This is a genomic window from Kitasatospora sp. NBC_00458 (assembly GCF_036013975.1).
Taxonomy (GTDB): Bacteria; Actinomycetota; Actinomycetes; order Streptomycetales; family Streptomycetaceae; genus Kitasatospora.
Window position 1 is genome coordinate 2,418,655 of record NZ_CP107904.1, and the last position, 23,624, is coordinate 2,442,278.

At 75.3% G+C, this 23,624-nt stretch carries 22 protein-coding genes; 13 read left to right on the forward strand and 9 right to left on the reverse strand.

The annotated features are described in order from the left end of the window. Positions 1-378 precede the first annotated feature (378 nt). From OG550_RS09370 to OG550_RS09380, 3 genes are all read right to left on the reverse strand, one after another. The gene (locus OG550_RS09370) at positions 379-1,080 is read right to left on the reverse strand and encodes an exonuclease domain-containing protein (RefSeq protein WP_327676225.1); all 702 of its coding nucleotides are present in this window, start codon (positions 1,078-1,080) and stop codon (positions 379-381) included. Between the two features lie 93 nt (positions 1,081-1,173). Beyond that, on the reverse strand, positions 1,174-2,466 hold the full coding sequence (efeB, locus tag OG550_RS09375) for an iron uptake transporter deferrochelatase/peroxidase subunit (RefSeq protein WP_327676226.1): 1,293 nt from the start codon (positions 2,464-2,466) through the stop codon (positions 1,174-1,176). A 585-nt stretch (positions 2,467-3,051) separates the two neighbouring features. Beyond that, positions 3,052-4,332, reverse strand: coding sequence for an SAV2148 family HEPN domain-containing protein (locus OG550_RS09380; RefSeq protein ID WP_442905965.1), 1,281 nt, complete (start codon positions 4,330-4,332; stop codon positions 3,052-3,054). 647 nt (positions 4,333-4,979) lie between these two features. Between OG550_RS09380 and glgX the strand changes: the two genes are divergently transcribed. From glgX to OG550_RS09400, 4 genes are all read left to right on the forward strand, one after another. Continuing rightward, a complete protein-coding gene (glgX, locus tag OG550_RS09385; protein WP_327676227.1) occupies positions 4,980-7,136 on the forward strand; it encodes a glycogen debranching protein GlgX in 2,157 nt (718 codons plus the stop codon). A gap of 259 nt (positions 7,137-7,395) precedes the next feature. Next, on the forward strand, positions 7,396-9,957 hold the full coding sequence (gene treY, locus OG550_RS09390) for a malto-oligosyltrehalose synthase (RefSeq protein ID WP_327676228.1): 2,562 nt from the start codon (positions 7,396-7,398) through the stop codon (positions 9,955-9,957). 40 nt (positions 9,958-9,997) lie between these two features. After that, a complete protein-coding gene (gene treZ, locus OG550_RS09395; protein WP_327676229.1) occupies positions 9,998-11,836 on the forward strand; it encodes a malto-oligosyltrehalose trehalohydrolase in 1,839 nt (612 codons plus the stop codon). Between the two features lie 85 nt (positions 11,837-11,921). Beyond that, the gene (locus OG550_RS09400) at positions 11,922-12,479 is read left to right on the forward strand and encodes a flavoprotein (RefSeq protein WP_327676230.1); all 558 of its coding nucleotides are present in this window, start codon (positions 11,922-11,924) and stop codon (positions 12,477-12,479) included. Between the two features lie 67 nt (positions 12,480-12,546). Here the strand turns inward: OG550_RS09400 and OG550_RS09405 are convergent, their stop codons facing one another. Together OG550_RS09405 and OG550_RS09410 are read right to left on the reverse strand one after the other, a co-directional pair. Next, a complete protein-coding gene (locus OG550_RS09405; protein WP_327676231.1) occupies positions 12,547-13,440 on the reverse strand; it encodes a transketolase family protein in 894 nt (297 codons plus the stop codon). Positions 13,441-13,554: 114 nt separating this feature from the next. After that, entirely contained in the window at positions 13,555-14,205 is a 651-nt protein-coding gene (locus OG550_RS09410; RefSeq protein WP_327683762.1) for a transketolase, read from the reverse strand. A gap of 173 nt (positions 14,206-14,378) precedes the next feature. Between OG550_RS09410 and soxR the strand changes: the two genes are divergently transcribed. The 3 genes from soxR (at position 14,379) to OG550_RS09425 (ending at position 16,033) form a co-directional block, all read left to right on the forward strand. Next, complete coding sequence (soxR, locus tag OG550_RS09415; RefSeq protein ID WP_327676232.1) at positions 14,379-14,882, forward strand: redox-sensitive transcriptional activator SoxR; 504 nt, start codon at positions 14,379-14,381, stop codon at positions 14,880-14,882. A gap of 89 nt (positions 14,883-14,971) precedes the next feature. Beyond that, positions 14,972-15,556 carry a hypothetical protein gene (locus OG550_RS09420; protein ID WP_327676233.1) on the forward strand — a complete coding sequence of 195 codons (585 nt, stop codon included), beginning with the start codon at positions 14,972-14,974 and terminating at the stop codon, positions 15,554-15,556. Between the two features lie 30 nt (positions 15,557-15,586). Continuing rightward, positions 15,587-16,033: a hypothetical protein gene (locus OG550_RS09425; protein ID WP_327676234.1), complete on the forward strand. Its 447-nt coding sequence runs from the start codon at positions 15,587-15,589 to the stop codon at positions 16,031-16,033. 53 nt (positions 16,034-16,086) lie between these two features. On the opposite strand, the gene OG550_RS09430 is transcribed toward OG550_RS09425, so the two are convergent. Beyond that, the gene (locus tag OG550_RS09430) at positions 16,087-16,830 is read right to left on the reverse strand and encodes a formylglycine-generating enzyme family protein (protein WP_327676235.1); all 744 of its coding nucleotides are present in this window, start codon (positions 16,828-16,830) and stop codon (positions 16,087-16,089) included. A gap of 85 nt (positions 16,831-16,915) precedes the next feature. Here OG550_RS09430 and OG550_RS09435 point away from each other — a divergent pair, with 85 nt between their 5' ends. Both OG550_RS09435 and OG550_RS09440 read left to right on the forward strand, forming a co-directional pair. Continuing rightward, positions 16,916-17,515 (forward strand): GNAT family N-acetyltransferase, encoded by a 600-nt coding sequence (locus tag OG550_RS09435; protein WP_327676236.1) that lies wholly within the window; start codon positions 16,916-16,918, stop codon positions 17,513-17,515. Between the two features lie 58 nt (positions 17,516-17,573). Then, positions 17,574-18,311 (forward strand): AAA family ATPase, encoded by a 738-nt coding sequence (locus tag OG550_RS09440; protein ID WP_327676237.1) that lies wholly within the window; start codon positions 17,574-17,576, stop codon positions 18,309-18,311. Positions 18,312-18,479: 168 nt separating this feature from the next. Here OG550_RS09440 and OG550_RS09445 read toward each other — a convergent pair whose 3' ends face one another. Then, positions 18,480-19,322 (reverse strand): aldo/keto reductase, encoded by an 843-nt coding sequence (locus OG550_RS09445; protein WP_327676238.1) that lies wholly within the window; start codon positions 19,320-19,322, stop codon positions 18,480-18,482. Positions 19,323-19,389: 67 nt separating this feature from the next. Here OG550_RS09445 and OG550_RS09450 point away from each other — a divergent pair, with 67 nt between their 5' ends. Next, entirely contained in the window at positions 19,390-20,061 is a 672-nt protein-coding gene (locus OG550_RS09450) for a DNA-binding response regulator (protein ID WP_327683764.1), read from the forward strand. 134 nt (positions 20,062-20,195) lie between these two features. Beyond that, positions 20,196-21,020 (forward strand): M23 family metallopeptidase, encoded by an 825-nt coding sequence (locus tag OG550_RS09455; protein ID WP_327676239.1) that lies wholly within the window; start codon positions 20,196-20,198, stop codon positions 21,018-21,020. 18 nt (positions 21,021-21,038) lie between these two features. On the opposite strand, the gene OG550_RS09460 is transcribed toward OG550_RS09455, so the two are convergent. Together OG550_RS09460 and OG550_RS09465 are read right to left on the reverse strand one after the other, a co-directional pair. Next, a complete protein-coding gene (locus OG550_RS09460; protein WP_327676240.1) occupies positions 21,039-21,437 on the reverse strand; it encodes a RidA family protein in 399 nt (132 codons plus the stop codon). 295 nt (positions 21,438-21,732) lie between these two features. Next, positions 21,733-22,230, reverse strand: a complete 498-nt coding sequence (locus OG550_RS09465) for an ATP-binding protein (RefSeq protein WP_327676241.1) — start codon at positions 22,228-22,230, stop codon at positions 21,733-21,735. A 260-nt stretch (positions 22,231-22,490) separates the two neighbouring features. Between OG550_RS09465 and OG550_RS09470 the strand changes: the two genes are divergently transcribed. Together OG550_RS09470 and OG550_RS09475 are read left to right on the forward strand one after the other, a co-directional pair. Further along, positions 22,491-23,360: a helix-turn-helix domain-containing protein gene (locus OG550_RS09470; protein ID WP_327676242.1), complete on the forward strand. Its 870-nt coding sequence runs from the start codon at positions 22,491-22,493 to the stop codon at positions 23,358-23,360. Next, positions 23,350-23,553 (forward strand): DUF397 domain-containing protein, encoded by a 204-nt coding sequence (locus OG550_RS09475; RefSeq protein WP_327676243.1) that lies wholly within the window; start codon positions 23,350-23,352, stop codon positions 23,551-23,553. Before OG550_RS09470 ends, OG550_RS09475 begins: the two co-directional genes overlap by 11 nt. Positions 23,554-23,624: the final 71 nt, after the last annotated feature.

Genomic DNA, 23,624 nt, shown 5'->3' on the forward strand with positions numbered 1-23,624 from the left:
TCCCGGCGGGCAGCCGCGACCGGCCCCGACAAGCACTCCGGGGCACGCCCGACACACCGGCCCCAACCGTCCGCCCTCGACAGCCGCACCCTCAGCCGCACCGGTGGCCGCGGGTGCGGTGCGGGGGACGGGCGCCGCAGGCGCGGGTCGGTCCCCCGGCCCCTGCCCGTACCCCCGCCGGTGGTGCCGCTCCCCTCCGGCGGGCCGGACGCACGGCCCCGCCGTCCGCCCTCGACGGCCGCACCCGCGACACGAGGACAGGCGGCCACGGGCGCGGGCCAGTCCCCCGGCCCCTGCCCGTACCGGGGCGGCACAGCGGCCCCGGCGCCGGATTCACAGCGCAGGGGCCTCCGCGCGGGTGCCGTCAGCGCAGGGGCCTCAGCGCAGCGGCCAGCGGGGGTCGATGACGGCCTGCGGATCCTTGCCGCGGCGCAGCCAGGCCTGGAGGTCCTCGGCCCAGGCGCGGTGCCAGGCGATCTGCCGGGTGTGGAGTTCGGCGGGCGGGACGCTGCCGGCCTCGGCGGGGTAGCGCTCGCCGATGGCGACGGCCACCAGGACGGCGGCGAGCGCGTCGCTGCCCGCCTCGTGGGCGTCGGTCAGCTCGACGCCGTACACCTCGCAGACCCGCTGGAGCGTCCGGGAGCCCTTGCGGTACTTGTCCACGGCCCGGTCGATGACCAGGGCGTCGAGGACCGGTCCGACCGGCCCGCCCAGGCGCTCGGCGAGCGGCGGCAGGCCGTGCCGGTGCAGCTCGGCGTCGAGCAGCGAGAGGTCGAAGGGAGCGTTGAAGGCGACCACCGGCCGGCCGGCGGCGAGCCGCTCGCAGAGGGCGGTGGCTATCTCGTCCACCGCCTCCTTGGCCGGGCGGCCCTTCGCGCGGGCGAGGTCGTCGCCGATGCCGTGGATCGCCTCGGCCTCGGCGGGGATCGGGATGCCCGGGTCGAGCAGCCATCCGGTGGCGCTCAGCCGGCGGGCCCCGACGGTGTCCACGAGGGCGGCCGTGACGATGCGGTCCACGGCCGGGTCGGTGCCCGTGGTCTCCAGGTCGAAGCCGACCAGTGGCTGCTGCCACCAGCTCATAGGGGTGTGTCCTTCCGTCCTGCTGGTCGAAACAGCCCCTATCATCGCCCGCCCCTCCGACAATCCGGCCGGTGGGGCGGGCGGGAGCGGCGGTCAGGCCGCTCCGAGCAGGGTCCGGCCGAGCCAGTCGGAGGCGTCCCGGACGCCGGGCAGGACGTAGAAGTAGCCGCCTCCGGTGGGGCGGAGGAAGCGGGCCAGGGGCTCGTCGGCGAGCCGGTTCTGGACCGCCTCGAACTGGCGGACCACGTCCTGCTGGTAGCAGCAGAACACCAGGCCGAGCTCGGGCACGCCGTCCGCGTCGAGGCCGCGGTCGTAGTTGAAGGCGCGGCGCAGGATGCGGCTGTCGCGGCTCGCGGCGGTGCGCGGGTTGGCGAGCCGGATGTGCGCGTCGAGGGCGGTCACGTCGCCCTTCGGGTCCTGGCCGTAGTCCGGCTTGTCGCTCTCCTTGGTCCGGCCGAGCGGGGCGCCGTCGGACTTGCGGCGGCCGATCATCCGCTCCTGGTCCTTCAGCGGCACCTCGTCCCAGGGCCCGGTCAGGGTGCGGACGGCCCGGACCACCTGGTAGCTGCCGCCGACCGCCCAGGCCGGCTCGCCGGTGTCCGCGCCGACCCAGACCAGCCCGTCCATGTCCTGGGCCGACCCGGTGTCGGGGTTCTCGATGCCGTCCTTGAAGCCGAGCGAGTTGCGGGCGGCGCCGGTGGGGCGGGCGCGGTTCTGGAAGCCGTCCAGCTGCCAGCGCGGCCGGAGCGCGCCACGGCCCGCACGGAGCAGGTCCCGCACGGCGTGCTCGACGGTGTCCCGGCTGGTGGCGCAGACCTGGAGGGAGACGTCGCCGTGGCACTCGGCGGGGCGCAGCGCGTCGTTGGGGAAGGTCCGCATCGCGGTGAGCTTCCGGGGGCGGGCACCGGCGAGGCCGTAGCGGGCGTCGAAGAGGGAGGCGCCGACGGCGACGGTGACGGTGAGGTCGTCGGTGGGCAGGGCGGCGGGCCCGAGGGTGCCGCTGTCGGCGGGCGGGGCGTCGGCGCCGGTGTCGGGCGGGGTGCCCCCGTCGGTGAGGAAGCGGATCCGGTCGGTGAGGGTGCGCAGCAGCGCCTCCAGGGCCCTGCGGTCGGCGACGTTCACGTCGAAGGCGAGGAAGGTGCCGTAGCCGGGCGGCGGGTTGAGGATGCCCGCCTGGTGGTCGCCGTGGAACGGGATCCGGCCGGTGGCCGCCCTCGGCCCGGTGTCGGCGGTCGGGGCACCGGCCGCGGGGCCGGTGGCCGACCGGGCGGGGGCGGCCGCCCCGAGGGTGAGCGCCCCGGCGGCGCCGGCGCCGAGGGCGGTGCGGACGAAGCTGCGGCGGGAGGCGGCGGGGGCGCCCGGGTCGGTCGTGGGCTGACTGGTCAACGGCGGGCCTTCCGGATCGTCGGCAGGAGGCTGCGGGCACGCCGAAGGGGCCTCGCGGCTGCCGGGGGGGAACGTGCGGCAGGCCCGGAACCGGCCTGCTGATCATGGAATCGACGCTAGCAAGCCCCGGCCCGGCCCGCCCCCGCTCGTGCACCCCGGCTGACCGTCCATCGGCCGATTACCGGCCGGTCGCCATCCGTCCGGCCTAGGAAGCCGTCCGGACGGGCTTCCTCGGCGGACGGGCACCCGGGTCGGCCGCGCCCCGCCGACCCGCGCCCCCGTCGACCCGCACCCCGCCGACCCGAGCCGCGCCCACCGGCACCCACCGGTGCCCAGGATGTCTTTGCAAAGTCGTCCTGGACTTTGCAAAGACGCCCCGGGACGTGCCTCGTGGATCAGCCCGGGTCCGCGACGCGCCCCGTCCTCCGCCGTGTGGGGCACGCACCCGGGCGTCGCGGCCGGCCTGGTCCACGGGGTTCCTCGGCGGCCGGGCCGGTCGTGGCCCGGTTCCCCCACGATCCCGCCCGGCCCGACCCCGGACGTCCACCGCGGGGAGGGACCGCCTCCCCCGCCCGGCGGAGCGCGTCAGGAGACCGGCCGGGAGTCCGCCCAGATGCCCTCGAACTCCTCGCGGTAGACCTCCAGCAGCCCGGCGTCCGTGCCGCCCGGCTGCTGCCCCGCGCCGCCGCGCAGCACCAGCGCGGGCGACTCCATGCCGCGGGCGCGCCGCAGGTAGGGCTGGACCACGCCGAGGTCCCGGCTCTGGCGGCGGCCGCCGGCGCCGAGCCGGCCGTCCCCCGCCGAGCCCTCGACCAGGTAGGCGGTGAACCGGGGGGTCTCGTCGAAGACCCGGATCTCGAACCCGCCCTGGTCGCGCAGCCGGGCGCGGACCCGGCGGACGTGCAGGATGTTCATCTGGATCGAGCGGGCGAGTTCGCCCCGTCCGAGGCCGAGTTCGCGTTCGCGGCGGCGGACGGCGCTGCTGGCCGGGTTGAGGAAGAGCAGTCGCACCCGGCAGCCGTCGGTAGCGAGCCGGACAAGCCGCTTGCCGGTGTAGTTCTGGCAGAGCATGCCGAGGCCGATGCCGAGCGCGTCGAGCCGCCGGGCGCCGTCGAGCAGGTCCTCGACGGGCAGGTCGCGCTGGAGCCGGACCCGGTCAGGGTGGACGGCGACGACGTCCGCGTACCGGCCGGCGACCAGGGACTCGACGACGTCGGCGGGGACGCCGCCGGACCCGCCGTCGAGCAGGGCGAGCAGCCGGGCGGCGGCGCGCTCGGTCTGGGCGAGGACGGTGCCGGTGAGGACCCGGTTGCGGGAGACGACGTGCCGGGCGACCTCCAGTTCGTCCAGGGCCAGCTCTATCTCCCGGCGGTCCGCCAGGTAGGGCTCGAAGCACGGCCAGTGCTGGACCATCAGCTCGCGCAGCTGCGGCAGGGTGAGGAAGACCAGCGGGTCGTCGTCGGCCGGGTCGAGCAGGTAGCCCTTGCGGCGGCTGACCTCGCGGACGGCGCCGGCCCGGTGCGCCCACTCCTCGCCGGCCGGTCCGGCGGCGGCGGTGACCCAGTCCTCGCCGTGGGCGGGCGCGTAGATCGGGTGGAGCACCTCGTCGACGAGCGAGCGGAGCCGCTGCTCGACCAGGTTGAGCCAGACGTAGGCGCGGCCGGAGAGCCGGACCCGCTGGTAGGCGTCGTCCCACTCGGCACCGGACCACGCGAGCGCGGGGACCTCGACCGGCCCGCCCTGGGCGGGCACGACCGCCCGGCCGGTCAGGGCGGGGCGCATGACGACCGTCGGCGCCTCGCTGCGGGCGCCGCCCCGGTCGGGGCCGCCGGGCCCACCGCCACGTCCGCCGGCGGGGAACACCATGCGCCACCTCACCTGGTTCCTGCTCGGAGCCGCCCGGCCCGCCGTACGGGTTGCCGTACGCCGGCCGGCTGTGCTGCTGTCTGGATGCTGTCCGTGTGCCGTCCGCCCGTCTCGTCCGGAACGGCTCACCGCCGGGCCTTCTGATGCTTCGCCACGTGTGCGGGGCGGCCGGACGATCAAGGGTACTGCCCGCCGCGAACCGCCCGCAGCCGGTTCCGCCACGGCGGCCACCGGCCCCCTCCCGCCCCAACCGTCTCACCTGCCCCGCCCGCCCGGAAGCCCCCGGGCGCCGCCGGGACGGCCCGCGGACGACACCGCGACGACACCGCGACGGCGCCGCGGGGATCCGGCCGCGACCACGGCGGCCCCGCGGTGCCCCCGCGACGAGCCCGGGGAGGCACCCGGGGGCGTGCCGGGGAAGCGCCGAAGGGGCCCCGGGCACCCGGGCGGACACCCGTTCGGGCGAATCCGGCACAAATGGCCCCGCCCGCGGGGGACGCGTCGGGGAGTATGCGGACTGTGCCGTACGTCACGGCACGCGACCGTCGCACATGCCCGGCCGCCCGGCCGGGAAGAGAGCGTCGGGGTCCGGCCCGACCATCGGACTGACTGTCAGTTCTCCTTCTATGCAAGGAAGTTGAGGAGCCATGCAGGTCTGGCCAGGGAAGCCATACCCCCTCGGTGCCACCTACGACGGGGCCGGCACCAACTTCGCGGTCTTCTCGGAGAGCGCCGACCGGATCGAGCTCTGCCTGCTCGGCGAGGACGGTTCGGAGACCTCCGTCGAACTGCGCGAGACCGACGCCTTCGTCCGGCACGCCTACCTCCCGGGCGTCCAGCCCGGCCAGCGGTACGGCTTCCGCGTCCACGGCCCGTACAACCCCGGCCTCGGCCAGCGGCACAACAGCGCGAAACTGCTGCTGGACCCGTACGCCAAGGCGATGAGCGGGCACATCGACTGGGACGAGTCCGTCTACGGCTACCACTTCGGCGCCCCCGAGCGCCGCAACGACCTCGACTCGGCCCCGCACACCATGCACTCCGTGGTGATCAACCCGTACTTCGACTGGGGCACCGACCGGCCGCCGCGCACCGACTACCACCGCACCGTCCTGTACGAGGCCCACGTGAAGGGCCTCACCCGGCTCCACCCCGGCATCCCGGAGGAGATCCGCGGCACCTACGCGGGCGTCGCCCACCCGGCGGTGATCGAGCACCTGGCCAAGCTCGGCGTCACCGCGATCGAGCTGATGCCGGTGCACCAGTTCGTCCGCGACCACCGGCTGCGCGACCTCGGCCTCGCCAACTACTGGGGCTACAACACGATCGGCTTCTTCGCGCCGCACTCCTCCTACTCCTCCACCGGCGACCGCGGCCAGCAGGTGCAGGAGTTCAAGTCGATGGTGAAGGCCCTGCACGCGGCCGGCATCGAGGTCATCCTCGACGTGGTCTACAACCACACCGCCGAGGGCAACCACCTCGGCCCGACGCTGTCGATGCGCGGCCTGGACAACGCCTCCTACTACCGGCTGGCACAGGACCAGCGGTTCTACGAGGACACCACCGGCACCGGCAACAGCCTGCTGATGCGCAGCCCGCACGTGCTCCAGCTGATCATGGACTCGCTGCGCTACTGGGTCACCGAGATGCACGTCGACGGCTTCCGCTTCGACCTCGCCGCCACCCTGGCCCGGCAGTTCCACGAGGTCGACCGGCTCTCCTCGTTCTTCGACCTCGTCCAGCAGGACCCGGTGGTCTCCCAGGCCAAGCTGATCGCCGAGCCCTGGGACCTCGGCGAGGGCGGCTACCAGGTCGGCAACTTCCCCCCGCTGTGGACCGAGTGGAACGGCATGTACCGGGACACCGTGCGCGACCTGTGGCGCGGCGAGAACGCCACCCTCGCCGAGTTCGGCTCCCGGCTCACCGGCTCCTCCGACCTCTACCAGGACGACGGCCGCCGCCCGATCGCCTCGATCAACTTCGTCACCTGCCACGACGGCTTCACCCTGCGCGACCTGGTCTCCTACAACGAGAAGCGCAACGACGCCAACGGCGAGGGCAACCGGGACGGCGAGTCCTTCAACCGCTCCTGGAACTGCGGCACCGAGGGTCCCACCGACGACCCGGCGGTCGAGGAGCTGCGGGCCCGCCAGCAGCGCAACTTCCTCGCCACCCTGATGCTCTCCCAGGGCGTGCCGATGCTCTCGCACGGCGACGAGTTCGGCCGCACCCAGCTGGGCAACAACAACACCTACTGCCAGGACAACGAACTGTCCTGGGTGCACTGGCCGGAGGGGGACGGGCCGAACGCCCGGCTGCTGGAGTTCACCCAGGGCATGGTCTGGCTCCGCCGCGACCACCCGGTCTTCCGGCGGCGCCGCTTCTTCCACGGCCGGCCCGTCTCCGGCCCCGCGGTCTCCGGCCGCACCACCGGGGACGGCGCCGGGGGCTACGAGGACCTCACCGACATCGCCTGGTTCACGCCCAGCGGGGAGGAGATGACCAAGCGCAACTGGGGCGCCAGCTACGCCAAGTCGCTCACCGTGTTCCTCAACGGCTACGCCATCTCGGAGCCGGACCGGCGCGGCGGGCGGATCGTCGACGACTCCTTCCTGCTGCTGTTCAACGCGCACTTCGAACCGCTGGAGTTCACCGTGCCGGCCGGGCACGGGCAGGCGTGGCAGGTGGTGGTGGACACCGCGCAGCCCCGGCTGCCCGCGCCGGGGGCCGGGTCCCGGGTCAAGGCCGGGGACACCCTCTGGCTCACCGACCGCTCGCTGATGGTGCTGCAGCGGCCCGCCTGAGACTCCCGGAGGCCTCGCGCCCGCCGGGGCCCGTGGGGCTCCGGCGGGTCCCGGCGTGGCCGCTGGGGCTGGTGGGGCTGGTGGGGCCTCCCGCCCCACCGGTCCCACCGCCCCCGCCGACGACCGCCTCACCGCCCGCATCACCGCCCTCGTCGCCCCCCGCCACGGCCCCGCGCAGCGCGGCGCACCACCGCCCCGCTCACCTGTTCGGGTCAGCAACGGGTCTTGCACCCCCGCCGGGCCGGGTAGGCATGGACACATGACCAACGCCGCCGAGCCCGCGCAGCCCCGCCCGGCCGTCGTCCCGTCGCCGCCCGAACCGGCACCCGCACCGCCGCCGGTGCCCACCGCCAGCTACCGCCTCCAGCTCCAGCCCGGCTTCACCCTGCACGACGCCACCGCCGCCGTCCCCTACCTGGCCGCCCTCGGCGTCTCCCACCTGCACCTGTCCCCGCTGCTGGAGGCCGTGCCCGGCTCCACCCACGGCTACGACACCGTCGACCACGGCCGGATCAGCGAGCAGCTCGGCGGCGAGGACGCGCTCCGCGCGCTGGCCGCCGAGGCACACCGGCACGGCCTGCGGCTGATCGCCGACGTGGTGCCCAACCACATGGCCGTCCCCACCCCCGAGCAGCTCAACCGGCCGCTCTGGCACGTCCTGCGGGACGGCCCCGACTCGCCGTACGCGCGCTGGTTCGACATCGACTGGACCGCCCAGCCGGGCCCGCCGGACGCACCCGGACGCGGACGGGTGCTGCTGCCGCTGCTCGGCGACCGGCTCGGCGCCGTCCTCGACCGGCTGACCGTCGACGGCGACACCCTCCGCTACCACGACCACGCCCTCCCGCTGCGCCCCGGCACCGCCCACCTGCCGCTGCCCGAGCTGCTCGCCCGGCAGTGGTACCGGCTCGCGTGGTGGCGGCTGGCCCGCACCGAGCTCAACTACCGGCGGTTCTTCACCGTCAACGAGCTGATCGCCGTCCGGGTCGAGGAGCCCGAGGTGTTCGAGGCGACGCACGCCGTGCTGCTGCGGCTGCACCGGGAGGGGGTCCTGGACGGCTTCCGGATCGACCACCCGGACGGCCTCGCCGACCCGCGCGGCTACCTGGAGCGGCTGGCCGCGGCCACCGGCGGGGCGTACACGGTGGTGGAGAAGATCCTCACCGGGGACGAGCGGCTGCCCGACGACTGGCCGTGCGCCGGCACCACCGGGTACGACGCGCTGCGCCGGATCGACGGCGTGCTCACCGACCACGCGGGCGCCTGCCGGCTGGCCGGGGCGTACGAGGCGTTCCTCCGCGGTGCCGAACCGGCCGGCGAGCCGTGCGCCGACCCGCACCCGGCGCTCGCCGCCGCGCGGCGCGGCCGCTCCGACATGACCGGGCCGCAGGGCGAGCTGGCCGCCGAGGTCGAGCGGCTGGTCCGGCTCGCCGTCCGGCTCGGCGCCGCCGACCCCGCGTACGCCGACCACCCGCCCTGGCGGCTGCGGGCCGCACTGCAGCGGCTGCTCACCGGCTTCCCCGCCTACCGCCCGTACGTCCGCCCCGGCGAGCCGCTGCCCGCCGTGTCGGCGGAACAGCTGGACGAGGCGCTCGACGGCTCGGCGGACCCCACCGACCGGCTGGTCGCCGACCTCGCGGCGGGCCGGCTGGGGCGCGGCCCCGAGCAGGACGAGTTCGCCGTCCGGTTCGCGCAGACCGCCGCCGCCGTGGCCGCCAAGGGCGTCGAGGACACCGCCTTCTACCGGTGGAACGCGCTGCTCGGCCTCAACGAGGTCGGCGGCGAGCCGTCCCGGCCGGGCCTGCGGCCGGAGGACTTCCACGCCTGGTGCCACTACGTCGAACGGCACTGGCCGCACACCATGACCGTGCTCTCCACGCACGACACCAAGCGCAGCGCCGACGCCCGCGCCCGGCTCGCCGTCCTCGCCGAACAGCCGGAGGCCTGGGCGGCCGAGGCCGACGCCTGGTCCACGGCGGCCGGCCCCGGCGGCGACCGGGACGGCGACTGGCTGCTCTGGCAGACCCTCGTCGCCGCCTGGCCGGTCACCCCGGACCGGCTGGTCACCGCCGTGCTCAAGGCCGCCCGGGAGGCCAAGGTCCGCACCTCCTGGACCGCGCCCGACGACCGCTTCGAGCGCGACCTCGCCGACCGCGCCCGCGCCGTCTTCGGCAACGCCGGACTGCTGCCCCGGATCGAGGGCCAGGTGCGCGCCCTCGCCCCGTACGCGCGGTCCAACACGCTCGCCGCCGCGCTGCTGCACCTCACCGTGCCCGGCGTGCCCGACCTCTACCAGGGCAGCGAGGAGCCGCTGTACACGCTGGTCGACCCGGACAACCGGGGCGTCGTCGACCTCGGCCGGCTCGCCGTCCGGCTCACCGACTCGCCCGCCGCCCGGCCCGGCGACCTGGCCCGGGAGAAGCTGCACCTCACCACCACCGCCCTGCACCTGCGGAGGACCAGGACGCTCGGCGCCCACCGGCCGCTGACGGCGGTCGGCCCCGCCGCCGGTCACCTGCTCGCCTTCGCGCGCGGCGCGGACGTGGTCAGCGTGGTCACCCGGCTGCCGTACGGGCTCGACCGGGCGGGCGGCTGGGGCACCACCGAGCTGCACCTGCCCGGACCGCCCGGCCTGCCGGACGGCGGCGGGCGCGCGGACGACGGGCACGCGGACGGCGGGCGCGCGGACGGCGGGCGCGCGGACGGCGGCCGGTGGACGGACGAGCTCACCGAGCGCCACTTCCCGCCCGGCCCCGTCCCGGTGGCCGACCTGCTGGCGGCGTACCCGGTGGCCCTGCTGACCAGGAGGAACACCGCATGAGGCCGGACGCCCCCAGCACGACCGGCTCCCGGGAGGCGCCGTGACCGGCTCCGGAGCGGTGCACCGCGCCCCGGCCCACTACGAGGTCTGGGCCCCGGCCGCCACCGAACGGGTCGAGGTGGCGGTCGACGGCGGCCGCCACCCGCTGGCCCGCGACGCCGCCCGCCCCGGCTGGTGGCACGGCGAAGCACCCGCCGGGGACTACGCGTTCGTCCTCGACGGCGGCCGCCCGCTGCCCGACCCGCGCTCGCCCCACCAGCCGCACGGCCCGGACGGCCCCAGCCGGGCCGTCGACCACGCCGGGTTCCGCTGGTCGCAGACCGACGGGCACGGCCGCCCGCTGCCCGGCGCGGTGCTGTACGAGCTGCACGTCGGCACCTTCACCGCCGCCGGCACCTTCGACGCCGCCGCACGACACCTCGACCACCTGGTCGAACTGGGCGTCGACTTCGTGGAGCTGATGCCGGTCTGCCCGTTCCCCGGCAAGCACGGCTGGGGGTACGACGGCGTCTCGCTCTGGGCCGTGCACGAGCCCTACGGCGGCCCCGAGGGCCTGAAGCGGTTCGTCGACGCCGCCCACCGCAAGGGCCTCGGCGTCATCCTCGACGTGGTGCACAACCACCTCGGCCCGTCCGGCAACTACCTTCCGGCGTACGGCCCGTACTTCACCGACCGGCACCACACCCCGTGGGGCGCGGCGGTCAACCTGGACGCGCCCGGATCCGACGAGGTGCGCGCCTACCTGATCGGCAGCGCGCTCTCCTGGCTGCGCGACTACCGGATCGACGGCCTGCGGCTGGACGCCGTGCACGCCCTCGCCGACGACCGGGCCGTCCACTTCCTGGAGGAACTCGCCACCGAGGTCGACAGGTTGGCGGTGGCCGGCAACCGGCCGCTGTTCCTGATCGCCGAGTCCGACCTCAACGACCCGCGCACGACCGCCCCGCGCGAGGCCGGCGGCCTGGGCCTCGCCGCCCAGTGGAGCGACGACTTCCACCACGCCCTGCACTGCGCCCTGACCGGCGAATCCCAGGGCTACTACGGCGACTTCGCGGCCGCCCCGCTGGCTGCGGTCGCCCGGACCCTCACCCGCGGCTACTTCCACGACGGCACCTGGTCCTCGTTCCGCGGCCGCCACCACGGCCGGCCGTTCCCGCCCGCCCACGGACACCGCCTGCTCGGCTACCTCCAGACCCACGACCAGGTCGGCAACCGGGCGCTCGGCGACCGGCTCTCCGCCGCCCTCTCCCCCGGCCGGCTCGCCTGCGGCGCCGCGCTGGTGCTCACCTCGCCGTTCACCCCGATGCTGTTCATGGGCGAGGAGTGGGGCGCCACCACCCCGTGGCAGTACTTCACCGACCACACCGACCCGAACCTCGCCGAGGCCGTCCGCCGGGGCCGGCGAAGGGAGTTCGCCGAGCACGGCTGGGCGGCGGACGCCGTGCCGGACCCGCAGGAGCCGGCGACCGTGCTGCGCTCCGTCCTCGACTGGACCGAGCCGCGCCGCGCGCCGCACGCCGGACTGCTCGCCTGGTACCGGACCCTGATCCGGCTGCGCCGGGAGCGGCCGGAGCTGTCCGATCCCGATCTGGCGGCCGTCCGCGCCGAGTTCGACGGGGCGGCGGGGTGGCTGGTGGTGCACCGGGGGCCGTACCGGACGGCGGTCAACCTCGGCACGGCGCCCGTCACGGTGCCGCTCGGCCCCGGCGAGGGGACGGACGGCGCGGGGACGGCGGGCACGGGGACGGACGGCGCGGGGACTGTAGGCGGTGCCGGAGCGGCGACCGCGGCCGAGGTGGTGGCCGGCTTCGGCGGGTACCTGCTGACGGACGGCGAACTGACCCTGGAACCCGACTCGGTGGCGATCGTCCGCACCTGACCCCGCCGCGGCGGCCCGCCACCGGCCCGAGCCCCGTCCGTCGACGGCCCTTGCGATCGCGGGCCGGGGCATGTGGACTGCCCACGTGACGACACCCCGGACGCTGTACCTGGTCGCCTGCGCGGCCCCGCCCGCCCGCCAGCTGAAGACCCCGGTCCGGGAGGCCCTGCGGATCGGCTGGCAGGTGTGCGTGATCCTCACCCCGACCGCACACCGCTGGGCGCTCGCGGACCTCGGCGCCCCGTCCGGACTCCCCCTGCTGGAACGGATGACCGGGTACCCGGTCCGGTGGGAGTACGGGCTCCCCGGCGCGCCGGACGTGCTGCCGCCGCCGGACGCCCTCCTGGTCGCCCCGCTGACCTGCAACACGCTGAACAAGTGGGCCGCCGGGATCGGCGACACCCTCGCGCTCGGCCTGATCACCGAGGCCCTCGGCCTGGAGATCCCGATCGTGGCACTGCCGCACTTCAACGCGGCCCAGGCCGCCCACCCCGCCGTACCCCGCAGCGTGCGGACCCTGCGCGAGGCCGGGGTCACCCTGCTCCTCGGCGAGGGCGGATTCACCCCGCGGCCGCCGGGCGGCTCCCACCTGCACGCCTTCCCGTGGCAGGCCGCCCTGGACGCCCTCCCGCCCGCCCGCTGACTCCGTCGGCGGCCGGCCCCGGTGGTGCGGGCGCCACCGGGCGGGGGCGGTGCGCCCCGGCGGCGGGTCACCAGAGGAAGGTGCCGATCCGGTCCCGCAGCGAGGCCGCGTCCAGGCCGTAGGCCGCCAGGTGCTCGGGGATCGAACCGTACTGCCGGTGCTCCTCGCGCGGCACGCCGAGGGCCAGCACCCGGTGCGGGCGGTCGGCGAGCGCGTCGTGCGCCGCGTTGGCCGAGGTCCCGGCCAGGTAGGGCTCGACCAGCACCACGTCCGCGCTCCGGTCGGTGGCGGCCCGCAGCCCGGCCGCGTCGAACGGCCGCACGGTCGCCGCGTACAGCACGGTGACGTCCATGCCGGAGGTGGCCGCCAGCACCGCGTCCAGCATCGGGCCGACCGCGACCACCACGCCCTTGGCGCCCCGGCGCACGGTGGTGAAGCGGCCCGGCTCGATCCGCAGCGCGTGCTCGTTGCGGTGCTCCGACAGCCGGACGTAGACGTTGCGGTCGCCGTCCGACACCGCGTGGCGCAGCAGCTGCTCCGCCTCGTCCGGGTGGCCGGGCACGTGGACCGTCCAGTCCGGCAGGGTGTCCAGCAGGGCGACGTCGCCCGGCGACATGTGGGTCCGCCCGCCGGCCGGCCAGTCGTACGAGCCGGCCGCGCTCACCAGGACGGCGCCGACCCCCTGGTGCACCAGGTCCAGCTTCACCTGCTCGAAGGGGCGCTCCACCAGGAAGCTGGCGAAGGTGTGGGCGATCGGCCGCATCCCGGCGAGCGCCAGGCCGCCGGCCGCGCCGATCAGCAGCTGCTCCCGGATGCCGACGTTGATCACCCGGTCGGGGTGGCGCTCGGCGGCGCGGGTGAAGCCGGCGGCGCTGATGTCGGCCAGTACGACGGCCAGCCGCGGGTCGTCCTCCAGCAGGCGGGTGGTGAGGTCGATGAAGCGCTCGCGCATGGTGTCCATCGGTGGGGGTTCCTTACGGTTCGGGGCGGTCGGGGCGGTGGGTGGTGCGGGCGCTGCGGTGGCGCGGGCGCTGCGGTGGTGCGGGCGCTGCGGTGGTGTGGGCGCTGCGGCGGGTCAGGAGTTCTTCGGCTCCACCCGGGCCACCACGACCCGCGGCCGGCCCGGGTGTGCGGCGGTGAACGCCGCGTGCAGCGCCTCGTGGTCGCGGCCGTCCACCGTCTCGGCCGACCAGCCCTCGGCGGCGAACCGGGCCGCGATGCCGCCCTGCCAGCCGTGGGTGGCCGAGGAGTTGTCGATCACCAGGACGTGCAGCCGGTCCAGTCCGTAGGCGCCGGCGAAGGCCACCGCCTCGTGGTTGGAGCCCTCGTCGAACTCGGCGTCCCCGATCAGCACCCAGACCGCCGGGTCGGCGAGTCCCTGGGCGCGCAGCCCGAGGGCCGTGCCGACCCCCAGCGGCAGCCCGTGGCCGAGCGACCCGGAGCTGATCTCCACCCCGGGGATCAGCATCCGGTCCGGGTGGTGGCCGAGCGGCGAGTCGTACGCGCCGAAGCTCGACAGCAGCTCCGGGGCGATGAACCCCTTGGCGGCGAGCACCGCGTAGTACGCCATCGGGCCGTGGCCCTTGGAGAGCAGGAACCGGTCCCGGTCCTGGTCCTCGGCGGTGGCCGGGGAGACCCTCAGCACCCGGTCGTAGAGCACCCAGAGGGCGTCCAGCGTGGAGGTGGCGGCCGGTCCGTGCTTCTCGTCGCCGGTCATCAGGGCCATCAGGCCCGACAGGTCCGCGAACCCGGCGGTGGCGGCGGGGGTGCTCGCGGCGTCCGTCGCGACCACCGTGTTCGTCGTGCTCGTCGTGCTCGTGGCGCTCTTCGTGCTCGTCGTCATGTCCACGATGCTGCAACTTGAAGTCGACTTGAAGTCAAGCCGCTACAGTAACGCCCATGACCGCGACCCCCCCGAGCCGCCACGACCTCCTCACCATCGGCCAGCTCGCCGAACGCAGCGGCCTCGCCACCTCCGCCCTGCGCTACTACGAGCGGATGGGGCTCATCCACGCCACCCGGACCACCGGCAACCAGCGCCGCTACGCCCGCGGCACCCTGCGCCGGGTCGCCTTCGTCCGCGCCGCCCAACGGGTCGGCCTCTCCCTCGACGAGGCCAAGGTCGCCCTCGACCGCCTCCCCGAGCGCCGCGCCCCCAGCGGCGCCGAGTGGGACGGCGTCGCCCAGTCCTGGCAGAGCCGGATCGACGAGCAGATCGCCGAACTCGAACGCCTGAAGGCCAAGCTCACCGGCTGCATCGGCTGCGGCTGCCTCTCGCTCACCCGCTGCTCCCTCTACAACGCCGGCGACCGCGCGGCCGCCGCCGGCCCGGGCGCCCGCTACCTCCTCACCCGCGACCCCGCCACCGGCCCGGAGCCGGCCGACCGGGACTTCGTCGACTGAGAGCCGCCCGGGAAGCGCCCCGCACGCCCAGACGGTCCGACCCGCCTCCGACCCGCCTACCGCCCCGCCCACACGTGAGGAAGCCGCCCATGCCCGCCCCCGACGAGCCCACCACCCTCTTCCTCGCCGACGGCCTCGACCCGGCCGTCACGGCCGCCGTGCACCGCGAGGCCCTGCGCGCCCTGCGGTCGGCCGTCGACCGGGCCTGGGTGGACGCGTACAGCGACGACCCGTGGCCGGACGAGGTGCTGCCCGCGTACGGGCAGGCCCTCGCCCTGGCCCGCGCCGCACTCGCCGGCGGCACCCGGACCCGGCGCTCCGACCCGGGCATGGGCATCGAGATCGACCTCCGCGACGACGCGCAGTTCGCGGTGCTGCTGGCGCTCGCCCCGCACACGATCGGGGCGGAGGCGTGGCGGGGCGGTGTGCTCGTCTACGGTGCGGGTGACACCGGCCGGGCGTTCCACGTGACCGTCACGCCCGGGCAGGAGGCCGCGCTGCGCGCCCGCCTCGCGGCGGCGGGGCTGCCCGCGGAGGCGCTGCGGGACCAGCCCGCCCGACGGTCCACCCGTTCGGGTGACGGCGGTGCAATTCGCCGCCTCCTCGGGGCAGTCGGGGCCAGGATGAACCCGCGCCGCCCCGCGCGGTCCGCGGACTCCGCACCGCCCGCGTAGTCCGTCCCGCTCCTGCTTCCCGGAGGCATCATGAGCGACACCACCGGACAGACCCTGCGCATCCGCTCGCGCGGCTCGTTCGTGGGCGTGATCGGGGGCACGCTCTTCGCGCTCCCCGCCCCGACCCACCCGGCCGCCCGGTTCAGCGTCGAGCCGGCCGGCGACGGCAGGGTCCGGGTGGTCGAGCGGGAGTCCGGGCTGGCCCTCGCGGCCGGTCCCGAGGGCGAGCGCCTCACCCACGCCGTCCTCGCGCCCGCCGACGCCCCCGACTCCCGCTGGACGCTGCTCCGGATCGGCGAGGACGGCGATCCGGTCTCCGTCGACGGCGTCGACGGTCCGGGCCACCACCTGCTCCAACTCCCCGGCACCGGCCGCTTCGTCGGCCGTGCCCCGTTCGAGCCGCTCGCCCTGCGGCCCAAGCCGATCACGGTCGGCGGGGAGGGCCGGCTGGAACCGCTGTACTTCCAGCTCTCCTGACGCCGCCCGGGTCTCCAGAGGCTGCCCGTGGCCACCCGGGCCGCACCTGACCGTCAGCCGGGGCCGGAGCGGGCGACCCGGAACCCGACGTCGTCGAGCCGCAGCGTCGGGTGGCTGCGGCGCCGCACCGAGGCCCGGCAGCTCCAGTGCTCGTCGAACCATCCCCCGCCGCGCAGCACCCGGTAACTGCCGTAGACGGCCGGGTCGTACTGGTCCCAGCACCACTCCCACACGTTGCCGAGCAGGTCGTGGAACCCCCACGGATTGGGCCGCCGGCCGCCCACCTCGTGGGCCCGCTCCCCCGAGTTGCCCCGGTGCCAGGCGATCTCGTCCAGCAGCCCGTACCTCGGCCCGGTCGTGCCGGCGCGGCAGGCGTGCTCCCACTCGGCCTCGGTCGGCAGCCGGTACCCGTCGGCGGCGGTGTCCCAGCCGATCGCCGGCCCGCGGCCGTCCGCCCCGCCGTCGCCGTCGCCGCCACCCCCGCCGCCGTCGCAGTCCTCCGCCGGGCCGCCGCCGATCCGGTACGCGGGCGCCAGCCCCTCCAGCGCCGACCGCGCGTTGCAGTACCGGACGGCGTCCCACCAGGACACCTCGACCGCGGGCAGGAGGCCCCCGTCGGCCTCCCGGCCCCCGCCCGCCGCGCCGGCCACCCGCGCGTACTCGGCCCTGGTGACCGGCACCGCCGCCAGCCGGTACGGCGCGATGCGCACCGGCCAACTGCGCAGCGTCCTGCGGTCCGACAGGACCACCTCCCCCGCCGGGACGGTGATCAGCGCGGTCCCCCCGTGTGCGTCCATGGGCACAGGAGCCTAGCGGCGCGGCGCGGTGCCGGGCGGCGAAAACCGGGCGGCGTTCCGGGACCGCGGCGTCCATGATGGGCCGGTGACCCACGTACTCGAAGCCGCCCGCGCCGACGACGCCGCAACGATCGGTCCCCTGCAGTTGACGGTATGGCTGCAGACGTACCCGGACGAGGGGGCGGGGGTGGACGAGGCCTGGATCCGCGAGCACCGCGGCTCCTCCGCCACCGCCGAGGGGATCGCGCAGTGGCGCGAGTTCATCGAGGAGGCGGTGCGGCGGCCGGACCGGCTCTTCTGCCGGGTCGTCCGCTCCACGGAGAGGGCCGGGGCGGACCCGGCGGCGGGGGCGGGGACCGACGCCGGGGCCGGGATCGTCGGCTTCCTCTGCGGCCGCCGCGACGAGGTGGTCACCCTGGGGCCGATGTACCTGCTGGACGAGGCGCAGGGGCGGGGACTCGGCGACCGGATGATGGACGAGTTCCTCGGGTGGGCCGGGGACTCGCCCGTGCACCTGTGGGTGACCGACTACAACCGGCGCGCGATCCGCTTCTACCGGCGCCACGGGTTCCGGACCACCGGGGAGCGGGAGCTCTGGCGGGGGCGGCTGCCGAACGTGCGGATGGCCCGTGACGCCGCACTGCCGGGCGGCGGCCCGAGCCCGGCCGTCGTACCCGTCTCCTAAGGTCGGACGTACGGCCGCCGAGCTTCCGACGGCGGCCGCGCACCGCCAGGAGGCCCTCGTGATCGTCGACCGGATACGCGTCCACCCGCAGCTGATCAGCGCGGACGACCAGGACGAGTGGCCGTGGACGGTCCCGTGCGTCCGCGCCCTCGTCGGATCGGGGATCGCCCTGCCGGCACCGGTGACGTTCCTGGTCGGCGAGAACGGCAGCGGCAAGTCGACCGTCGTCGAGGCGGTGGCCGAGGCCTTCGGCCTGGACTCGTACGGCGGGCGCGGCGGCTCCCGGTACGCCTCGCCGCGCGGGAGGAGCGACCTCGGCGAGCGGCTGCGCCTGGAGTACACGCCGCGCGGCCTCGCCATGGCCTCCGGCCCTCGGGCCGGGCGGCGCGGCTTCTTCCTGCGGGCCGAGTCGGCGATGCGGATGATGGCCGAGAAGCAGGGCCGGCCCGGCTACTGGGAGGAGCGCACCGACCTGATGAGCCACGGCGAGGGGTTCCTCACCGTGTTCGAGTCGATGTTCCGCGGGCCCGGCCTCTACGTGCTGGACGAGCCGGAGGCCGCGCTCTCGTTCACCTCCAGCCTGCGGCTGGTCGCCCTGCTCCAGGAGCTGGGCCGGTCCGGCGCGCAGGTCGTCTGCGCGACCCACTCCCCGATCCTGGCCGCCACCCCGGACGCCGCGATCCTGGAGGTCGGCGAGCACGGCATCCGGCCCACCCGCTGGCAGGACCTCGCCATCGTCGACCACTGGCGCCGCTACCTCGAACGCCCGGAGGCGTACCTGCGGCACCTCGCCTGACGCCCCGCTCCCTCCGCCGCTCCCCCGCTCCGCCGCGCTTTCGACCCCTGGCGCCGTCGGCCCGGGCGGGCCCGCCCGGCCGCCCGGCCGCCCGGCCGCCCGGCCGCCCGGCCGCAGCCTGCCCGCACCGGCCCCGCCGCCGCGGACCGGCCGCCGCAACCCCGCCGGTCAGGCCCGCAGCTCGGCCAGGTCCTCCGCGCCGAGCACGAGGTCGCCCGCCGCGACGTTCTCCTCCAGGTGGCGGAGCGATCCGGTGCCCGGGATCGCCAGCACCGACGGCGAGGCCGCCAGCAGCGCGGCGAGCACGACCTGCGTCACGGTCGCCCCCAGCCGCGCCGCGACCCGCTCGTGCCGTTCGAGGTCGAGCGGGACCCAGCCCCCGCCGATCGGGAAGTACGGCACGTACGCGATGCCCGCCGCCTCGCACACGGCCAGCAGGTCGGCGGCGCGCTCGTGCGAGTTCTGCACCGCCGCGACGGGCGCGACCGCCCGGGCCTCGTCGAGCTGGGCGGCGTCCACGTTGCTGACGCCCAGGTGCCGGATCAGCCCCTGCCCGCGGAGCTCGGCGAGCACCGCGAACCGTTCGGCGATCGACTCGCCGCCCGGCCCGGTCAACCCGCCCACCCGCAGGTAGACCAGGTCCAGCCGGTCCAGCCCGAGGGCCCGCAGCTCCGCCTCCACCAGGCCGCGCAGCTGCCCGGGCCCCGCCTGGCCGGTCGGCACGCCGTCGGGGCCGGGCAGCGGACCGACCTTCGTCGCGATCACCAGGTCGTCCCGGTAGGGGGTCAGTGCCGTGCGGATCAGTTCGTCGGCGCGCACCGCTCCGCGGTTGTAGAAGCCGGCCGTGTCGATGTGGTTCACACCCAGCTCCACGGCGCGCCGGAGCACCGCGACGCCGGTCCGGGGGTCGCGCGGCGGGCCGTCGAAGGTGCTCGCGGCCAGGCGCATCGCGCCGAAGCCGAGCCGGTTGACGGTGAGGTCGCCGCCGAGCGGGAAGGTCTTGGTCGTCATGGGCCCCATGCTGTCCACCGCCGCGAACTCCCACGAGGTCGTGGCCAGTTGCTGCCAGACTGGGCGGATGCGCAACGAGCGGGTGTTCTCGGTCCACGGCGACGCGGAGCTGACCGCGCGCGCCGGCCATCTCTTCGGGTCCGCGCGGACCGAGTTCCTGTGCGCGGCACGGGACCTCCGCACCTGGTCCGGGCCGGAGGCGAAGGCCGCGATCGGCGGCCGGGTGCGGGCGGCGGCGGCCGCGCCCGGCTTCACCGCCCGCAAGCTGCTCAGCCCGGTCGCGCTCGCCGACGAGGAGGCCCGCGCGCACCTGCGGGCGGTGCAGGGCGCGGGCGCCCTCGTCCGGATCAGCGGCTCGCCGCTGCCGCACGAGACCATCCTGATCGACCGGCGGGTGATGATCCTGGCCGGCCGGGAGGCGCCCGCCGGCCGCGAGTACACCGTGACCACCTCGCAGACCCTGATCGACGGCGTGCACTCGCTGTTCGAGGCGCTCTGGGACAGCTCCGCCGACCTCGACGCCTACCTGTCCGCCGACGTCCCGCACCTCGACGCCGACGGCCGCACGATCCTCCGGTCCCTCGGCTCGGGGCTCACCGACCAGGCGGCGGCCCAACGGCTCGGCGTCTCGCTGCGCACCTACCGGCGGCGGGTGGCCGAGCTGATGACCCGGCTGGAGGCCGACTCGCGCTTCCAGGCCGGGCTGCGCGCGGGCGAGTTGGGGCTGCGCCGGGCGTAGTCGACGGCCCTCCGGGCGCCCCGGGGCGTGCCCGCCCCCTCGGCCGTCCGTGCACGGCGGGTGTCCGGGTACGGTGATCATGCGGGCGCGCGGCCGTCCGCGTCGATCACCCGACCCGCCGCCGGGGGCTGCCGATGCTGATGACCGTCTGGAAGCGACACGGGCTGCTCTTCGGTGCCAGTGCGGTCTGCGTCCTGGCGAACGGCTCCGGCACCGGCCCGCTGTGGATCGCGGGCGTCGCGCTGCTGGCGCTCGGCGGGCTGCTGCACTGGCTGCTGATCCGCCGCCAGCACCCCGTCCCGGGGCGGGCACCGGTGCCGGTGGCCGTGCCGGTGACCGGCCGCTGGACGGCGCTGAACGGGCCCGCGACGAAGGTGCCCAGCCACACGCACAGCCACGCGCAGACCTACGCCATCGACCTCGTGTACGCGCCGGGCGGCGGCGAGGCCCAGGGGCCGCCGTTCGCCACGGCCTGGCCGTTCGGGCGGCGCCCGGAGCAGTTCCCGACCTTCGGCCGCCCGGTGCTGGCGCCCGCCGACGGGGTGGTGGTCGCAGTGGAGGGCCGGATGCGCGACCACTGGTCGCGGACCTCGCTGCCCGGCTACGGGTTCCTCTACCTGGAGGGCTTCCTCCGGGGGCTGGGCTGGCCGCGCCACCTGTGGGGCAACCACGTGCTGCTGGAGCTGGGGGACGGTGTGGTGGCCGGGTTCGCCCACCTGCGGCGCGGGTCGCCCGCGGTCGCCGTCGGGGACCGGGTGCGGGCGGGGCAGCGGCTCGGCGAGTGCGGGAACTCGGGCAACTCCTCCGAACCGCACCTGCACTTCCAACTGATGGACGGCCCGGACCCGGTGACCGCGCGCGGAGTCCCGTTCCGCTGGTCGTACCGCGACGAGGCCTCCGGCACCGAGCGCTCGGGGGTGCCGGAGGACGCGGCGGTGTTCAGCGGCGTCGGCGCCTGAAGCCCCCTGGGGGAGGCATCAGCCGAGGACGGCGTCGACCTCCACCTCGACGAGCCACTCGGGGTTGATGAAACGCGAGACCTCGACGAAGGTGCACACCGGGCGGACCGAGGCGAACCGCTCGCCGTGCGCGCGGGCCGCCTCCTCCCAGCGGGTCACGTCCGTGAGCATGACGCGGGTCCGCACGACGTCGTCCAGCGAGGCACCCGCCGCTTCCAGCGCTGCCTCGGCGATGTCCAGGCAGCGGACGGTCTGCGCGTGGACGTCGCCGGGGCCGACGGTCGCCCCGTCGTCCCCGATCGGGGCGGTACCGGCGACGGCGACGTACGCGCCCTTGCGGACCGCCCGGGAGAAGCCGATGCGGGGTTCGAGCGGGGAGCCGGAACTGACGTTCTGCCGTGGGCTGTTGATCTCCATCGGCCCATGATCCCAGGACGGGGGCGCCCGGGGAGCGGGGCGGCGCCCGCCCGATCCCCCCGATCGCCCGCGATCGCCCGCCGGAGCACCGCGGCCGGGCCGGCGCAGACGCAGGTGGTGCACGCCGTCCGGGAGCCGGGGCGGGAGCGCCAACGGGGCGATGGTGATGGGGTGTTCAGCGAGGACGGCTCCAGCCACCCTCTCGGAGAACCGCCGAGCGGTCAGAAGCGGAGCACGGCAGGGGCCTCGGGAAGGGGGCGGACGGTGATCCCGGCCGCCACCGAGCGGCCGTCCGTCACGCGGCACGCTCCCCGGGGCCGGGGATGGGGGTGGAGCCGGGGATGGGGCCGGGGGCGGAGTCGACACCGGGATCGGCGGGCACGGGGGCGACCTCGGCCCAGACGATCTTCCCGACGCCGTCGCGCGGGCAGCAACCCCACTGCCGGGCCAGCAACTTGACCAACAGGATGCCGCGCCCCGACTCGTCCTCACCGCTGGCGGCCCGGAAGACGGGACCGCGCTCCCCGCGCGCGTCGTGCACCTCGATCCGGAGCCGCCACCGGTCGACGTGGAGCACCAGGCGGATGCGGCGGCCGATCGGCGTGCCGTGGAGGACGGCGTTGGTCACGAGTTCGGTGACCAACAGCCGCCCGGTGTCCAGGAAGCGCTCACCGCCGGGGGTGTCGGCGAGCAGCCTTTCGAGGACCCGGCGCGCTTCGCCGGGGGAACGCCGACTGCGCGGCAGCCAGGAGGAGGAAGGGGTGGAGGGAGAGGCCGAGGGGTTTTCGGACATGGCGGATTCACCGTCCAGGTAAAGGGAGTTGAAGGCGAGGTACAGCCACAGGGGCGGCCGCCGGGAGGCATGGGAATGCCCGGCGACCAGCCGCCTTGATCACTCAGACGAACCGTCGAGTTACTGCCTGTAGAGTGCCCCCATCGACGAGCGTCATGCAAGTACACGATCGTGGAATTGCATGAGCTGGTAAGACTCTTGAGATCACGAGAGGAGGTGGCAGACTGTGACCCGACGTCAACCGAGAGGGAGAAGCGAGAGTGGACAGCCCGACCGTGCTCCGACGTAGGCTCGGTTCCGAGTTGCGTCGACTGCGCGAGCAAGCCGGGCTCCAGGCGAAGTCGGTCGCCGACGCACTCGGGTTCAGTGCGGCCAAGGTCTCGCGCATCGAGTCAGGCCAGACGACGCTGAAGGAAACGGACGTCCGCGCGCTACTCGAACTGTACGGCGTAGCCGACGAAGCAGAACTGCACCAGTTCATCTCGCTGACCCGGCGCAGCACCCAGCGCGGCTGGTGGCACGACTACGGCGATGCCCTGCCGGACTGGTTCCAGACCTATGTCGGCCTGGAGTCGGACGCAGCCAGGATCCGGACTTACGAGACCGAGTTGATCCCGGGACTTCTCCAGACGCCGGACTACGCCCGCGCAGTGTTCCGTTCCTCGCTGGCAGGGCGCAACGACGGCATCGATGAGATCGTCGACCGCCGGGCCAAGCTGCGAATGCAGCGCCAGGAAATCATTCACCGGCCCAACCCCACGGCCATATGGGCAGTTCTATCCGAGGCTGTCCTCCGTCGCCCGGTCGGCGGCGCGGAGGTTATGACTCACCAGCTGGGACACCTCCTGAGGATGTCCCAGCTGCCCAACGTCACTCTCCAGGTGCTCCCGTTCAACGCCGGCGCGCATCCAGCGATGAGTATGGCTTTTCGAATTCTCTCCTATTCCGACGTTCCAGGCGACATCGTCTACATCGAGGCCCTGACCAGTGGTCTCTATCTGGAAAAGGAAGCGGACATCGCGCGGCATGAAGCCGTCTTCGAGAAGCTGACCGCTGCGGCGATGACCCCCGAGGACTCTGTGTCCTGGATGCACAAACTCTCTACGAAGGGCTACGGAGATGGCGACTGACCTGAGGTGGCGCAAGAGCAGCTACAGCGGCGGCGAGGGCGGCGATTGCATCGAGGTCGCCGACGGCCTGACCGACACCGTCCCCGTCCGCGACAGCAAGGACCCCGACGGGCCCACCCTCGCCTTCACCACCACCGCCTGGCAGGCCTTCATCACCGCCATCCACACCGGCGAACTCCCCACCCACCCCTGACCGACCCAGCAGGCCCGGCGCCCCATCCGGCGCCGGGCCCGCACAGCGGGCCCCGCCGTTCCCCACCACTC

Excerpts from the sequence above, each read along its gene's own strand:
- glgX (WP_327676227.1), top strand. The coding sequence starts at position 4,980 with ATGCAGGTCTGGCCAGGGAAGCCATACCCCCTCGGTGCCACCTACGAC.
- OG550_RS09450 (WP_327683764.1), top strand. The coding sequence starts at position 19,390 with ATGCGCAACGAGCGGGTGTTCTCGGTCCACGGCGACGCGGAGCTGACC.
- OG550_RS09430 (WP_327676235.1), bottom strand. The coding sequence starts at position 16,830 with ATGGACGCACACGGGGGGACCGCGCTGATCACCGTCCCGGCGGGGGAG.
- OG550_RS09445 (WP_327676238.1), bottom strand. The coding sequence starts at position 19,322 with ATGACGACCAAGACCTTCCCGCTCGGCGGCGACCTCACCGTCAACCGG.
- OG550_RS09405 (WP_327676231.1), bottom strand. The coding sequence starts at position 13,440 with ATGGACACCATGCGCGAGCGCTTCATCGACCTCACCACCCGCCTGCTG.
- OG550_RS09455 (WP_327676239.1), top strand. The coding sequence starts at position 20,196 with ATGCTGATGACCGTCTGGAAGCGACACGGGCTGCTCTTCGGTGCCAGT.
- OG550_RS09460 (WP_327676240.1), bottom strand. The coding sequence starts at position 21,437 with ATGGAGATCAACAGCCCACGGCAGAACGTCAGTTCCGGCTCCCCGCTC.
- OG550_RS09475 (WP_327676243.1), top strand. The coding sequence starts at position 23,350 with ATGGCGACTGACCTGAGGTGGCGCAAGAGCAGCTACAGCGGCGGCGAG.
- OG550_RS09410 (WP_327683762.1), bottom strand. The coding sequence starts at position 14,205 with ATGGCCCTGATGACCGGCGACGAGAAGCACGGACCGGCCGCCACCTCC.
- soxR (WP_327676232.1), top strand. The coding sequence starts at position 14,379 with ATGACCGCGACCCCCCCGAGCCGCCACGACCTCCTCACCATCGGCCAG.
- OG550_RS09465 (WP_327676241.1), bottom strand. The coding sequence starts at position 22,230 with ATGTCCGAAAACCCCTCGGCCTCTCCCTCCACCCCTTCCTCCTCCTGG.
- OG550_RS09425 (WP_327676234.1), top strand. The coding sequence starts at position 15,587 with ATGAGCGACACCACCGGACAGACCCTGCGCATCCGCTCGCGCGGCTCG.
- OG550_RS09420 (WP_327676233.1), top strand. The coding sequence starts at position 14,972 with ATGCCCGCCCCCGACGAGCCCACCACCCTCTTCCTCGCCGACGGCCTC.
- OG550_RS09370 (WP_327676225.1), bottom strand. The coding sequence starts at position 1,080 with ATGAGCTGGTGGCAGCAGCCACTGGTCGGCTTCGACCTGGAGACCACG.
- treY (WP_327676228.1), top strand. The coding sequence starts at position 7,396 with ATGACCAACGCCGCCGAGCCCGCGCAGCCCCGCCCGGCCGTCGTCCCG.
- OG550_RS09380 (WP_442905965.1), bottom strand. The coding sequence starts at position 4,332 with ATGGTGTTCCCCGCCGGCGGACGTGGCGGTGGGCCCGGCGGCCCCGAC.